13 protein-coding genes are annotated in these 13,444 nt (G+C 44.9%); 4 read left to right on the top strand and 9 right to left on the bottom strand.

The window, feature by feature from the left end:
• Positions 1 to 195: 195 nt before the first annotated feature.
• Entirely contained in the window at positions 196 to 1,143 is a 948-nt protein-coding gene (locus tag AAEU32_RS15195) for a GGDEF domain-containing response regulator (protein ID WP_421971380.1), read from the bottom strand.
• A gap of 386 nt (positions 1,144 to 1,529) precedes the next feature.
• Here AAEU32_RS15195 and AAEU32_RS15190 point away from each other — a divergent pair, with 386 nt between their 5' ends.
• The gene (locus AAEU32_RS15190; RefSeq protein ID WP_421971379.1) at positions 1,530 to 1,868 is read left to right on the top strand and encodes a hypothetical protein; all 339 of its coding nucleotides are present in this window, start codon (positions 1,530 to 1,532) and stop codon (positions 1,866 to 1,868) included.
• 588 nt (positions 1,869 to 2,456) lie between these two features.
• A complete protein-coding gene (rlmF, locus tag AAEU32_RS15185; protein ID WP_421971378.1) occupies positions 2,457 to 3,362 on the top strand; it encodes a 23S rRNA (adenine(1618)-N(6))-methyltransferase RlmF in 906 nt (301 codons plus the stop codon).
• On the opposite strand, the gene AAEU32_RS15180 is transcribed toward rlmF, so the two are convergent.
• From AAEU32_RS15180 to AAEU32_RS15145, 8 genes are all read right to left on the bottom strand, one after another.
• Positions 3,351 to 3,941 carry a thymidine kinase gene (locus AAEU32_RS15180; protein ID WP_421971377.1) on the bottom strand — a complete coding sequence of 197 codons (591 nt, stop codon included), beginning with the start codon at positions 3,939 to 3,941 and terminating at the stop codon, positions 3,351 to 3,353. The genes rlmF and AAEU32_RS15180 overlap by 12 nt on opposite strands.
• 165 nt (positions 3,942 to 4,106) lie before the next feature.
• On the bottom strand, positions 4,107 to 4,910 hold the full coding sequence (locus tag AAEU32_RS15175) for a transporter substrate-binding domain-containing protein (protein ID WP_421971376.1): 804 nt from the start codon (positions 4,908 to 4,910) through the stop codon (positions 4,107 to 4,109).
• A 43-nt stretch (positions 4,911 to 4,953) separates the two neighbouring features.
• Entirely contained in the window at positions 4,954 to 5,415 is a 462-nt protein-coding gene (locus AAEU32_RS15170; protein WP_421971375.1) for a methylated-DNA--[protein]-cysteine S-methyltransferase, read from the bottom strand.
• A complete protein-coding gene (locus AAEU32_RS15165) occupies positions 5,412 to 6,761 on the bottom strand; it encodes a DNA-3-methyladenine glycosylase 2 family protein (protein ID WP_421971374.1) in 1,350 nt (449 codons plus the stop codon). Before AAEU32_RS15165 ends, AAEU32_RS15170 begins: the two co-directional genes overlap by 4 nt.
• 123 nt (positions 6,762 to 6,884) lie before the next feature.
• On the bottom strand, positions 6,885 to 7,382 hold the full coding sequence (locus tag AAEU32_RS15160; protein ID WP_421971373.1) for a GNAT family N-acetyltransferase: 498 nt from the start codon (positions 7,380 to 7,382) through the stop codon (positions 6,885 to 6,887).
• 31 nt (positions 7,383 to 7,413) lie between these two features.
• Entirely contained in the window at positions 7,414 to 9,654 is a 2,241-nt protein-coding gene (locus AAEU32_RS15155; RefSeq protein ID WP_421971372.1) for an aminotransferase class V-fold PLP-dependent enzyme, read from the bottom strand.
• Between the two features lie 116 nt (positions 9,655 to 9,770).
• A complete protein-coding gene (locus tag AAEU32_RS15150) occupies positions 9,771 to 10,853 on the bottom strand; it encodes an AI-2E family transporter (RefSeq protein WP_421971371.1) in 1,083 nt (360 codons plus the stop codon).
• Entirely contained in the window at positions 10,846 to 11,079 is a 234-nt protein-coding gene (locus AAEU32_RS15145) for a hypothetical protein (RefSeq protein ID WP_421971370.1), read from the bottom strand. The genes AAEU32_RS15150 and AAEU32_RS15145 overlap by 8 nt, the downstream gene beginning before the upstream one ends.
• A gap of 167 nt (positions 11,080 to 11,246) precedes the next feature.
• Here AAEU32_RS15145 and AAEU32_RS15140 point away from each other — a divergent pair, with 167 nt between their 5' ends.
• Positions 11,247 to 11,915, top strand: a complete 669-nt coding sequence (locus AAEU32_RS15140) for a hypothetical protein (protein ID WP_421971369.1) — start codon at positions 11,247 to 11,249, stop codon at positions 11,913 to 11,915.
• Between the two features lies 1 nt (position 11,916).
• The gene (gene bepA / locus AAEU32_RS15135) at positions 11,917 to 13,362 is read left to right on the top strand and encodes a beta-barrel assembly-enhancing protease (protein ID WP_421971368.1); all 1,446 of its coding nucleotides are present in this window, start codon (positions 11,917 to 11,919) and stop codon (positions 13,360 to 13,362) included.
• Positions 13,363 to 13,444: the final 82 nt, after the last annotated feature.

Raw genomic sequence — 13,444 nt, 5'->3', positions numbered from 1 at the left:
ACTTATTGCCAATATTATTAAAAATAGCTATTGCTCGTTTTTATCTTGCGACAAAAGCACGCGATTGGGTCGTTTTCCTGACTATGTGAGCGATTACGCTACAACTGTTTTAATATACAGTGTATGCGTATTTTCAAAGGAATGAAAATGAAAACTCGCTCTTCTTGTTTCAAAATGCGCCCAACGTTGTGGGCGTTACAGAACAGGTGTTTCGGCTGGCTTACTAATGGATGAAATAACGTGCTGGTTTCTACCTTTGTGCTTCGCTGAATACAGGTTGTCATCGGCCAGCTTAATGAACTGATTTACACCTACATCGCTTACATCATCGCATGTCGCCCCGCCAATGCTGAGCGTAACAACCTTAGCTGGATTCTGTGAATGTTCAATTTGCTTGGCTCTAATATTGCGTGCTAAATCCGTTGCTACGCACTGTGCTCCCTGCTCGTCTGTATTTGGCAGAATAATTAAAAACTCTTCGCCTCCATAGCGAATCGCTATATCTTGGGGGCGCCTTATCGATTCTTTAATCGAATCAGCGATGTGTTTTAAACACTCGTCCCCTGCTAAGTGACCATATATATCATTGAAACGCTTAAAATAATCCGCATCAATCATCAGCATTGATAGTGGTGTTCTGTCACGTTTTGCCGCGCCAAGTACTTTATCAATCGTTTCATTGAGGTAGTGGCGATTGAAAAGCCCAGTCAGGTTGTCTTTATAAGTAAGCCGCTGTAGTTGCTCAAATCTTAGTTTGTTGGTGATATGGTTGCGCAGTCTGTGGATCAAGGTGCTAGGCGCAACTGGTTTTCCGATAAAATCACTTCCACCAGCCTCCCAACACGCATTTTGGGAATCTATATCTACGGTGCTGGTCATAAATACGATTGGGATGTGTTGCAGTGAGGGAACTTCACGTAGCTTTCTACAAATCTCTAACCCCCCTATGCCTGGCATATTGACGTCCATGAGGATTAGATCTGGTGGATTTGACTTACATAATTCAATGGCTTCGGCGCTATTGTTAAGTATTTCAACATCAAAGAATTGATCCAAAATTATCGTGAGCACTTCTGTGATCATCTCTTCATCATCAACAATAAGTATTCGCGCTTCTGATAAAGGTTTTAAGCCAAAAATCATCCAATAACCACCTTATACGTCCTACCTTAATCGTAAATGCGAAGCCTTAATGTGACAATAGTGACTTCTTTTTATAGCGTCTGCTCAAAAATTTCTGCGAAAGTATTACCTCTTTACAGTCCAGTGTAACAGTTGGATCACAATCTTCCAGCACTAAATCCACCATTAAACTTAATTACCTGCCAAGTAAGTTCATGAGTAATTTAGAAATATCACCATAAACGCCTTAGGGTTTACTCTCTGTTTGCTTGCACCCTCTGGTCACTGGTAATGAATGCCGAGGTCTGAAATTTCAAAATAAATCACATTTATTATTTCGTTCAGTTTAAGTTTAGGGACGGCTGTTAATATTTAACTCGAATTTAACAAAATAAGAGTACGACAACATGAATCTATTACGTCCATTAAGCCTTGCAGTAGCATTATCAGTAGCGTTAGGTGTTAGTGTTGAAGCCAGTGCGCAAGACAAGCAAGAAGCAAAAGAAAAAAATGAACACGCTGTACTAAAGCATGAAAATGCACAAGAACATGCTCAAGAAAAGCGTGAAGCTGCAAAAGAAATGGCTGAAGCTAAGAAAGAAATGGCTGAAGCAAAACAAGAAGCAGCTGAAGACAAAAAAGAAATGGCTGAAGATGAAGTAAAGAAAGCCAAAAAAGAGAAAAAAGAAAAGAAAGACAAAATGAAAGAAAAGGCTGAAAAAGCAAAAGATAAAGCCATCGACTAATTTGTATCTTTTACATTGGCAGTAGTGCGTGCACATGCAGCACTAACAACTAATACCCTCCCTTATAGCCCAACAAGTATGCTTGTTGGGCTATTTATTTACCTAGGGTCTGTTGACCTTTGAAGTATGAATTTTGTTCAAATCCAACAATAAAGAACAGTCCATCCCAGCATTACGCTGTATTCACTTTGTTTTTTACGTAAATGCGGTATAAGGCGTAACACTCGACTAGTGTCAACCCACTGCCTACCCCAATCAAGGCGTAGCAATTGTTTGCCTCATTAAGAAAAATAATAGGCGAGTGCCCCTGAGCGAAAAACAGCCCATGTAAACCCAAAACAATAAATACCATGCTCACAGTACTCATCAATACGAGTGTCAACACCACTGAAGATGCAGGACTTGGCTCTTGATATGTATTCTCTGTCATCATCCCGTTTAAACTACTTCCTTTAATTACCTAAAATAGAACCAATGGTATTGTTCATGCACCTTTATTGCAACTTTTTAGTAACAAACACAGTGCACCTACTCAGCAGGCACGCAATTTAATATAATGAAGGTACCATCCCCCAAAGAGAATGCCTTTTGCACCCGAACAACTGCCACCAAAATGGTTATGACTTTGCTGCTCTGTGTCAGTCGCATGAACCACTAACCACATTTATAAAAGCGCGCCCTGATGGACAGTCCACCATTGATTTTGCCGACCCACAGGCGTTGAAAGTGCTCAATCAAGCACTACTAAAACATCATTATGGTGTTGCGGTATGGGATTTGCCCGAAGGTTTTTTGTGCCCACCTGTACCTGGTCGGGCGGATTACCTACATCATTTACATGACTTAATACGTAACGATATCAATGATGATATAAACACGCGCAGAGTCCGAGTGTTAGATGTAGGCACTGGGGGTTCGCTCATCTACCCAATCCTTGGAAATGCGTTGTTTGGCTGGCAATTTCTGGCAAGTGACATCGACAATCAGTCGGTAAAATTGGCCAAGCAATTGGCACAATTAAATAATTTACCTATTAAAGTGATGCAGCAAAAGCAACCTAGCAGTTACTTTCAAGGTGTGATCAAAGCGCAAGATCTGTTGGTGGCAACAATGTGTAACCCTCCTTTTCACGACTCTGAACAAAGCGCACAAGCGGGTTCGATGCGAAAATGGCGCAACCTAAAAGGCAATGCCAGTGGGCATTTAAACTTTGGTGGACGCAGCAATGAGCTATGGTGTCAAGGTGGTGAACTTACTTTTATACGCAATATGATATTTGAAAGTACGCACTTTGGCGAACAGGTTGTGTGGTTTACAAGTTTGGTGTCGAAAAAGGAAAATGAGCGCCCGCTAAAAGCTGCGCTCAAAAAATGTGGGGCCAGTGATGTGGTGGTTGTTCCTATGGCTCAAGGCCAAAAAACGAGCCGCTTTATTGCTTGGAGTTTTATGGATAGCGAAACCCGCTCACACGCCCTGACTCATCTACTGAGCTAACTGCGGAACCAACACTTCTTTGTAATGTTTGCGGCATACTGACACATAGCGTTCGTTGCCGCCAATTTGCACCTGATCACCGCTTGCAACAGCACGGCCTTCACTGTCATAACGCAAAACGTGGTTGGCTTTGCGCCCACAGTGACACACGGTTTTAAGTTCAACCAATTTGTCGGCCCATGCTAATAAGTATTGAGAACCAACAAATAACTCACCCAAGAAGTCTGTACGCAATCCGTAACACAATACAGGAATATGCAACTTATCAACCACTTCGGTTAATTGCTGCACTTGCGACTTCGATAAGAATTGGCTTTCATCTACCAGCACACAGTGTAATGCTTGTTCATTGTGTTGTGACTCAATTAATGCAAACACATCTGATTGTGCATCAAACACAAATGCATCCGCTTGCAGGCCAATACGTGAGGCTACTTTGCCCACACCAGCACGATCATCAATCGCAGCCGTTAGGATCATCGGTCTCATTCCGCGTTCACGGTAATTGAACGCCGATTGCAGTAGAGTCGTTGATTTTCCGGCGTTCATTGCCGAATAGTAGAAATATAATTGCGCCATAATAATTCGATTTTAAAATTTGCGCGCCAAGCATACCGTAATGGCAGCATAATGTCATAAAGGCCGCACCAATTTATCCTATGTATCCAATCAATGAGTGACTTATGCGCGGTAAAAGCGCGTAACTTATTCTTAGTGGCAACACCACCATTGACATGTTATCGACTAGCGAGGGTAGCTGTATTCATTCAAGTAACGCTCTAGCACTTGGGAGTTATTTTGTTGGCCTAGCGCATCCCACAGGGATTCAATTTTTGCTTTATTTTGGTCGTAAAATTCATGAGAAAACACCAAATAACCATGGTTGACCTCAAAGGGCGGGTAGATTGGAGCTATTTCTTTTGCGTTAGAACGCTGCACAAAAGTACGCTTACCATCAGCAGTGCAAGTGTCCATCATCGCCGATACGCGACCATTATGTACTAGCTTAAATGCATCATCTTGCGAGAGCGCGTTGATGAGTGTTAATGGTTCGTGTTTTAAACGCTCACTTACGCCATAGCCTTTTGGCAAGGCCACAGCCATGCGTTTATCTGATGTGTGTCGCGATTGCCAAAACTCGTGGAACTCTTGGGTGCCGACAAAGCACACACCCGCTTTACTCATCGCTCGCTGACTATCAACTTCATTGTCTTTCACCGGATAGGATAAGGTTCCCAAACGTGAGCTTCGAAACGACGCCACTAAGGCATCAACACTGCCTTTTTCGAGCATATCCCAACAACGCAACCACGGACGACGTATTAGTTCAAATTCAACGCCCGCGCTGTGCTCCAACGCTCGCAATATTTCTATGTTGGCACCGGGGTTGTTGACAGGCACAGCACGTCCTTCACCACGGTAAAAAGGCAATACTTCTTTGTCTTCATAGCAAAAGCGAATGGGTAAAGGCGCAGCATCAGCGGCGTGAACTGCGCTAATAAGCGACTGTAATGAGAAAAAAGCCAGAAGGATAAAAAGGTGCTTCATAGTTACAACTAATTCTAAAACCTAGGCCAGTTTAGACGTAATCTTATGGCTTTTCAAACGCCAACAGCCACTGCTTACGTTCAACTCCTCCTGCGTACCCAGTTAGGGTGCCATTACTGCCAATAACACGATGGCAAGGCACAATAATGCTAATTGGGTTACGGCCATTCGCAGCGCCAACTGCACGAACCGCTTTGGGGTTATTGATGTCTCTTGCTATATCGGCATAGCTCGCGGTAGCGCCGAAGTTCACTTTGCAAAGAGATGACCACACTTGTTGTTGAAATGCGGTCCCTTTTACGTCTAAAGGCACGCTAAAGTGAGTACGTTCACCTGCAAAATATTCGCTAAGCTCTTGCTTGGCCCGCGTGGTAATGTCGTTTTCACCTTCAGCGTTGACGTGTTTTTTCTCTACATCAAAGCCCACATAAGTTAACCCCTGAGCAGACGCTTGAATAAGTAACTCCCCCAAAGGAGTGGCTAATATTGTTTGGTAATGATTCATAATTGTTGCCACAGTTGAAACGTTAAATAAGAGCGAAACGGCGCGGCCAAACTTGGGTCAAAATGCTCAGTGCCTGCTAGCGCCTTTTTTACGCCCAAATCTCCCCCTAAATAGATATCTGGGTCACTGGTACCGCGCATTTTTGCATAATCGACAGTCCAAGGACCGATGCCTTTTATCTCAAGCCAACTATCAAGATTATTAGCGCCGTGGTCAACAACGTGTTGCGCAAGGTCTTTGATTGCCTGTTTGCGCCTTTGCGGCATTTTAAAAAATGCTAATTCGTTGTCGGCAACCTCACTGGCATGGGGAAAGTACAAGCCATCTTCACCCAATTTTTCAACCAAGGTTGTGCATAAATCACGAGCGGCTTTTACACTAACCTGCTGCCCTAGAATCGCGCGAGTTCCAGCTTCAAAGGGATCCCAAATTCCCGGTAAGCGCAACCCTTGTGTAAGTGATAAGTGCGCATCCACAGCACGCTGCAGTTGGCTTGTGATCACTGCTAAGTCAGCATCTAAATCCAATACGCGGCGAATATTGGCAACCACGCCCTGCAAGTGTTGCCAGTTGTCGAGCTTTATAGTCACCCAAAAACCTTGTTTGCGCTCATCAAATTGCGCTTCAAATAGTCCTTTGGATTCTCCATACCTAAAATGACGGCCGTAAGACAAATCGCTGCCCCACTCCATCGGGCTTATCATGCGCTTAGCCAAAAACTGCTGCATCGCCGGCCAATTATAAGGAGGCCTAAAGCTTAAAAAGAGTTTGATTTCATTGTGCTGTATGTCGGCTCCCGCGCGGATCTCACTGGGCGTTAGCTGCAACGCTTTTTTAAACGCGTCATTAAAACGCCGAATACTGTTAAACCCTGAGGCAAACGCGACATCCGCTATTTTAAGCTGTGTTTGCTGCAATAATTGCTTGGCAAATTGGCATTGTGTGAACAGTGCATACTGTCCTGGAGCAATACCATAATGACGTTTAAAAAGTTGATTTAAATAGCTTACCGATACCCCTAAACGATCACTTAAATATTGCGCGCCACCTTGGCTAAACTGACCTTGATCAATAAGCTGTTTTGCACGCAAAGCCGTTGTTTGGGCACCCAGCCAAGGGTAACTTCCCGGACTTGCATCTGGGCGACAGCGCAAACACGGGCGAAAACCGGCTAGAATCGCTTGATGCGCGTGTTCAAAATACTGCACGTTGTGTTCTTTCGCCGCGGGCGCGGGGCAAATGGGACGACAATATATGCCAGTGCTGCGCACCGCGACATAAAACAAACCATCAAACCGTTTGTCTCGGCTCAAACGCGCTTTTTGGCATATGTCATCTGCAAACATAAGGGACTCTTAAGGTAATCTGTAATGCTGCTAGCTTAGCGGAACTTATGAACAACTCTAGCCACATTTTGCACTCAATAACGAAATAAAATGCCGAGGCATTGCTCGGCATTTCATGCTCAGTTACTCGCTTTGTGCAAATGCTTTGAGGGCGTCACCATCAAGGCGGTAGATGATCCATTCATCTTGTGGCTTTGCACCGATACTGTCATAAAAATCGATGGCGGGCTTATTCCAATCCAACACCACCCATTCAAAGCGACCACAGTTTTTTTCTAGTGCTCTGCGAGCCAAAAACTGCATCAGTGCCTTGCCTGCGCCTTTACCGCGCTGGTCTTCGCTGACAAACAAGTCTTCGAGGTATAAACCATTGCGGCCCAACCACGTTGAGTAGTTGTAGAAATACACAGCAAAACCAATTGGCGTGGCATTTGGTGCATCCGAGTCAAAACAAATAAGGCTATGCGCTGTCGCACCTTGAGAAAACAAAGTGCGTTCAATATCTTGCTCGGTCGCTACCACCGCATCTGGCTCTTTTTCATAAATAGCGAGCTCGTTGATGAAATGGTAAATCAACGGCACATCATTGATCACTGCATCGCGGATATAAACTTGGCTCATGGTCATTCCCTAACAAAAATGTAAAGGCTCATCATACAAGAGCCAAACCACCTTGCAAGTTATAGACCTTATCAAAGCCAAGTGACTTCAGGTTATTAATAGCCTGTCCTGAGCGGTTGCCAGTACGACAGATCAGCACATAACGTTTTTGTGGCGATAGTTGGTGCGCAAAAAACGCATTGGCCAAACGACTCAACGGCACATTTACAAGTTGCGCATCCCCTACATTAAACAATGAACGAATGTCTTTAGCGCCATGTTCATAGGGTTCACGCACATCCAATACAATGGTTTCTTGCTCACATTCTTCGAGCATCTGCTGCACTTGCTCAACGCTTAACTGCTGGGCAGCGGTGGTTTTAACCACATTGCTAAAGCCACACAATGCGCCGCACTCAGAGCTTAGTTGTTCATCTAGCTGCGCTTTTTGCTCAGCAAAACGTTCTTTATCGATTTGTTCATCAAGAAGCTGTTTAAGTAACGGTGTTGCCTGTACTTGTGCAGCCCAAGTCAGCGCAAAGCATTGCTCATAATCATGGGCTGGGCATATCACTGTGTCATCACTTAATTGCGGCGCCAACGAGCGAATAGACTCCGCCATGTCACACACATTCGCATCAGCAAATTGCGTGCTGCCTAAGCCACTAAAGATGAGCAGGTCGCCACAGAAACAGGCCGACACGTTATCACCCTGACGCAATAAGTAAGTGTGGCTATCTGCACTGTGACCTGGGGTTGGAATACGAACAAGTTCCTGTTCGCCTAACTGCACAGCAGCTCCAGGCCAGCCTAGCTCATCGCTATCAGTGTTAAGGGATAAACGATTTGCTAGTAGCGCGCGCGCTGAATCTTTATCTTGGTGTTTATGCGTTTCTAATACCGCTTTCACATGCAGCTGTTGCTGAGCGACTAAACGCTCAATGCGTGGCACTAGCTCTACAACAGGGTCAATGATCACCGCATCGTTGTTTGGTGCGACATACAACCAACAGCAACTCCCTTGATGACGCAATTGGGTTAGTCCTAACGCACATACTTCATGTTCAGGTTGTACAGCGTCCGACACGATCAGACAGTTGTTTGCAAGTACAGGTTTAAGGGCACAAATGCGCTCACACGCTAAGTCAATTTCTGCCTGTGTTGCAGCAGGGCCAAACGACATACGAATGGCATTTTCGCTTTGCCAGTCGCTTGCAGACATAGCATCAAGTACGAAGCTACGATTTGCACCTGAACTACAGGCTGAGCCGCCACTGACGCGAATACCCGCCGCATCAAATAAATCCATCACCTCTTTTGAGGTCAAACTATCTACACAGAAGTTAAGCGTTGTTGGCACACTGCCAACCAAAGGCATATTGAAAGTAATACTGCCAAACGTTTGTTCAAGTGCATTGATAAGTTGTTTACGGTACTGGTGCAGAGTCTCAACCGGTTTGAATACATCCGATGCTTCATCAAGCAATAGATCAAACAGCTCATACAAACCAGCAATACCCGGAAGGTTCTCGGTACCTGAGCGCATACCACTTTCTTGGCCACCACCAGCAATAAATGGCGTGTATGGGCTATTTTCACGGATGTATAAAAAACCTATCCCTTTTGGCGCATAAAGCTTATGACCAGAGAATGGTGCATAGTCAATACTGGTGTCACTTAATGCCAACGCTTGCTTGCCAAGGGCTTGAACACAATCAACCATCCAACTAACGCTCGCATTGTGCTGGCGAATAACACGCTCAAGCGCACTTAAGTCTTGATATACACCGGTTTCATTGTTCACCGCCATGGTACAAATCATAAGCGCCTTGGGAACATGCTCGGCGATGAACTCATGGTCCAGCAGGCCGTTTTCATCAACAGGGATAGCCACCACTTTTGCACCTAGACCTAGCACATCATTCCAATGTTTTAATGTGTTTGGTACGGCTTTGTGCTCGGTAGCACCGTAAAGTAATACACTGTGCTCTGTGGCTTTGTGACGGTTTGCCAGTAACGTTGATACGATCGCTGTCTGGATACCTTCTGTCGCGCCAGAGGTAAATAAAATATCGCCAGTTTGCGCACCGATAACACGTCGTGCTTTGCTACGAGTCTGCTCAAGCAAATATTTAGCCTGAACGCCCGTGATATGAGAACTTGATGGGTTACCGAAACTCACTTTCATGGTGTGAGATACAACATCGGCGATACGAGGCAACACAGGGGTCGTTGCATTAGCGTCAAGATACACAATATCTTGGCTAGTTTGAGTGAAAAAACGCTGGGACATACAAGTCTATATTACAAATGGCTATAACTTATAACCATTGTACACAATTGCACCCAGCGCTATTAATACCAATTTGTTCGTATTAAAACGAGTTTTAGCATTTTTTCTTCTATCAGTTACTCAGCAGCCACTGAGCTTTGCCCACTGTCTTCCAATGTCGAAGACCACGCATTAGCGAGCGCTCGTACTAACGAAGCAAGTGGAATGGCGAAGAATACGCCCCAAAACCCCCACAGTCCCCCGAAAAACAGCACCGCAGTAATGATAAACACAGGGTTTAAGTCAACCGCTTCAGAGAACAGCAAAGGCACAAGCACATTACCATCTAGCGCTTGGATTATGCCGTACGCTATCAATACGTACCAAAATTCGCTACCAAGACCAAACTGAAACAATGCCACTGCGGCTACTGGGATTGTAACCAAGGCCGCACCAATAAAGGGGATGAGCACTGAAAGGCCAACCAATACGCCAAGTAAGGCGGCGTAGCGTAAATCAAACACAGTGAAGACCACGAATGACACACTGCCGACGATAAGGATTTCTAATACTTTACCGCGAATGTAGTTCATAATCTGCTGGTTCATCTCAGACCACACTTGCTGAATAAGACGACGCTGATTAGGTAAAATCGCACTGACGCTGGCAATGAGTTGGCTTTTATCCTTGAGCATGAAAAACACCATCAACGGCACTAGCACCAGGTAAATGAGCCATGCCACCACGTCTTTTAGTGAAGTCAATGACGCAGACACAAGCACTTGGCCAAATTCCACGGCCTTACTTTCTACACTTGCGACAATTGTACGCACTTGCTCTTGGGTAATGAGCGTGGGGTAGCTGTCAGGTAGGTGCAACAAGTAATATTTGCCCTTCTCTAACATCGCTGGTGACTCTTGCAACAAGTTACTTGTTTGTTGCCACAACACAGGACCAAAGCCAAATACAATACCGACCATTACTGAGCAAAAAAGTCCCATCACAATGATGCTAGCTATGGTACGAGTAATGCCCATGCGTTGCATTTTGACAACCGGCCAATCTAATAAATAGGCAATGACAACGGCAACTAACACCGGCATTAACAAAGCGCCGAAAAAGTACAGTAGCGCAAACGCACTGACCAACAGCAACAGCAAAGTGACTGAGTGAGGATCGGAAAATTTTCGTTGATACCAAGACCGCAGGAATTCAAACACTGGCTTTTGTCTCCACACTTATGATGAGTTGTTCTTTTACCTTCGTGACACTGAAGGGTATATGTTTGTTGTTTAAATAGCGCTGAATATCACTGATGCTGGCTTTATCTTCATCACGAATAATAAATTGCACCGCCTTATCGCGCCCAAGCGCTGCAACCAATTGCAGTTTAAAACGGACAAACAGTTCAGGGCATTGATATTGGGTTAGATCTGATTTTTGCATACTTACCCGTTGGTGCTTTGCCGTAAATAACGAGCGTGAATAAAATCACTGAGTTACATTTATTGTATCGTTAATCGCGAAGCATTACATAATACCTTAAAATAACTTAAAAGGATTAAGACATTAGTTTATCCTTAAAAACAGTAGCGACTTAAAGGATGATATACATGGCGCCATCGCATACACGCGCGAAGCTCCCAGCAAATCCAACACTCAAGGAAATTAACTGGTACAAGAAGCAATTAAACTGGGGCGAGCTTCCGCCTTTTTACCATATGGTTTCACAAAGTTTGAGTGAATCTGAGAACTTACTTGAACATGGCTTCGATACGCCCATTAAACGCATCTTGAACCAACGCAACTGGAATCTTAAAGCGCTTGGTGGCGAAGCCGATGAGAACGGTATTATCCGCTGCGACAACAAACCCAGCATTGGCCTACAGCAAGTATTTACAGAGCGCGGCTATGAACTCAAAGCCTATGCGTATGACGGTGATAAGAAAATACGCCATTATGAGCGCGACAACCCCAAAATGGAATTTGAAGTGTGGGAGCCGGCGACTATGGAGAACATTATTCGCATAGGCCAGCTACATAAATTTATCGCTTTTTATTTCAGTAACGGCGATGATGCGGATAAAGCACTGATCCTCCATGCGCACAAGGTAGTTTACAATACTGTTGAATTATTAAGACAAGAATTGAACGTTCGGTCCTTTACTGGTGTCTCAATCAAAGAGTTTTATCATATGTGTGCAAAAAGCCATGATAATCAAGATTTTGATGTGGCACTTTCGCGCATGATTCAAGCGGATGATACACAACCCAAGGACTAGTATGCTCATTAAACGTATGTTGTTGTGCTGTGCGGTTTTCAGCTCAGCGTTTATACCAGCAAAAGCAAAATCAAATTTCGAACTTCCAGATCTAGGCACCTCAGCATTACAAGCGCTGCCATTTGAAAAAGAGCGTGCCATTGGTGAAGTAATGATGATGCAAGTACGCGGCACATCACCCGTTATAAACGACCCTGTACTGGATGAATACATAAGCACATTGGGTAATCAACTGGTATCACATGCCAATGATGTTCGCTTTCCGTTTTCTTTCTTCATTATCAATAATCAAGATATCAATGCGTTCGCGTTCTATGGCGGCCACGTGGGTATTCATACAGGCCTGATAGCCCAAGCAGATAACGAAAGCCAACTGGCCTCGGTACTCGGGCACGAGATTGCTCACGTCACCCAACGCCACCTAGCACGGCGGTTGCAACAACAGCAAGACAACTCAGGCATGACGATTGCGGGAATGATTGCGGGCTTATTAGCAACATTAGTGTCACCTGATGCAGGTTTAGCCATTATCTCTGGAACACAAACCCAGAGTGCCCTTAGCCAACTCACTCATAGTCGCGGCGCAGAGCAAGAGGCCGACCGCATCGGTATGCGCACGCTTTACGATGCGGGTTTTGATCCCAAAGAGTCCGGTGAATTTCTCACTAAACTCTCAGCGCAGATGCGCTACAAGCAAAAGCCGCCAGTATTTTTACTGACACACCCGCTACCACAAAGCCGAGTGAGTGATGTGCGTCTGCGCGCGCAGCAATATGAAACACGTCAATATAAAAGTAGTTTGCAGTTCCACCTTGCAAAAAGCCGAGTCATTGCCCGTTACGGAAGTGACAGTGACATTAGCGAAGCGATATTTCGTAAGAACCTAAAAAATAGCGCATTTGGTGATACATCCGCGCTGCGCTATGGCCTTGCACTCACACTTATCGACCAAAAGAAGTTCACGCAAGCCAAGCCTTTGCTTGATGAGTTGCTCGCCCAAGACCCTGGTAACTTATTTTACCTTGATACCCTCACCGATTTTTATGTTGGCTCTGGCGAGCCACAGAAGGCGCTTGAGCACTTACAAGCGTTTCATCAGCTGCGCCCAAATAATCAGGTTATTACGCTCAATTACGCACACGCAGCCATCGAAGCAAAAGAGTATGAATTAGCCGAAGAGCTACTGCGTGGATTTATGCTGGATAAACCGGAGCATTTCCTCGCCAAGCAATTACTCACAGATACCTACAAGCATCAAAATGACAAAGCAGCCTACCACGAAGCCAACGCTGATTTGCTGGCACAAGTGGGGGCTTACATGAAAGCCGCGGATGAAGTGCAAAAAGCACTAAATCACATAGAACCACAAGAAGAAATCAAGCAAAAGCGACTAAAAGCACTGCTTGCTCAATACCGCGCAATGCAAAAAGAATTGGCGAACCTGTAAGTCATTGCAGCTATGGATTGTCACTAATACCCCAATGGCTGCGGCAAAAACAAACTGCAAAGGGCAACATGCCCTAGGCATC

Source organism: Pseudoalteromonas maris (genome assembly GCF_049257235.1).
In the GTDB taxonomy this organism is placed as follows: Bacteria; Pseudomonadota; Gammaproteobacteria; order Enterobacterales; family Alteromonadaceae; genus Pseudoalteromonas.
The sequence above is the reverse complement of the archived record's forward strand: the minus strand, read 5'-3'. Positions and strand labels throughout refer to the sequence as shown.

Excerpts from the sequence above, each read along its gene's own strand:
- AAEU32_RS15170 (WP_421971375.1), bottom strand. The coding sequence starts at position 5,415 with ATGAATCATTACCAAACAATATTAGCCACTCCTTTGGGGGAGTTACTT.
- AAEU32_RS15175 (WP_421971376.1), bottom strand. The coding sequence starts at position 4,910 with ATGAAGCACCTTTTTATCCTTCTGGCTTTTTTCTCATTACAGTCGCTT.
- AAEU32_RS15195 (WP_421971380.1), bottom strand. The coding sequence starts at position 1,143 with ATGATTTTTGGCTTAAAACCTTTATCAGAAGCGCGAATACTTATTGTT.
- bepA (WP_421971368.1), top strand. The coding sequence starts at position 11,917 with ATGCTCATTAAACGTATGTTGTTGTGCTGTGCGGTTTTCAGCTCAGCG.
- AAEU32_RS15190 (WP_421971379.1), top strand. The coding sequence starts at position 1,530 with ATGAATCTATTACGTCCATTAAGCCTTGCAGTAGCATTATCAGTAGCG.
- AAEU32_RS15160 (WP_421971373.1), bottom strand. The coding sequence starts at position 7,382 with ATGAGCCAAGTTTATATCCGCGATGCAGTGATCAATGATGTGCCGTTG.
- AAEU32_RS15145 (WP_421971370.1), bottom strand. The coding sequence starts at position 11,079 with ATGCAAAAATCAGATCTAACCCAATATCAATGCCCTGAACTGTTTGTC.
- AAEU32_RS15180 (WP_421971377.1), bottom strand. The coding sequence starts at position 3,941 with ATGGCGCAATTATATTTCTACTATTCGGCAATGAACGCCGGAAAATCA.
- AAEU32_RS15155 (WP_421971372.1), bottom strand. The coding sequence starts at position 9,654 with ATGTCCCAGCGTTTTTTCACTCAAACTAGCCAAGATATTGTGTATCTT.
- AAEU32_RS15140 (WP_421971369.1), top strand. The coding sequence starts at position 11,247 with ATGGCGCCATCGCATACACGCGCGAAGCTCCCAGCAAATCCAACACTC.
- AAEU32_RS15165 (WP_421971374.1), bottom strand. The coding sequence starts at position 6,761 with ATGTTTGCAGATGACATATGCCAAAAAGCGCGTTTGAGCCGAGACAAA.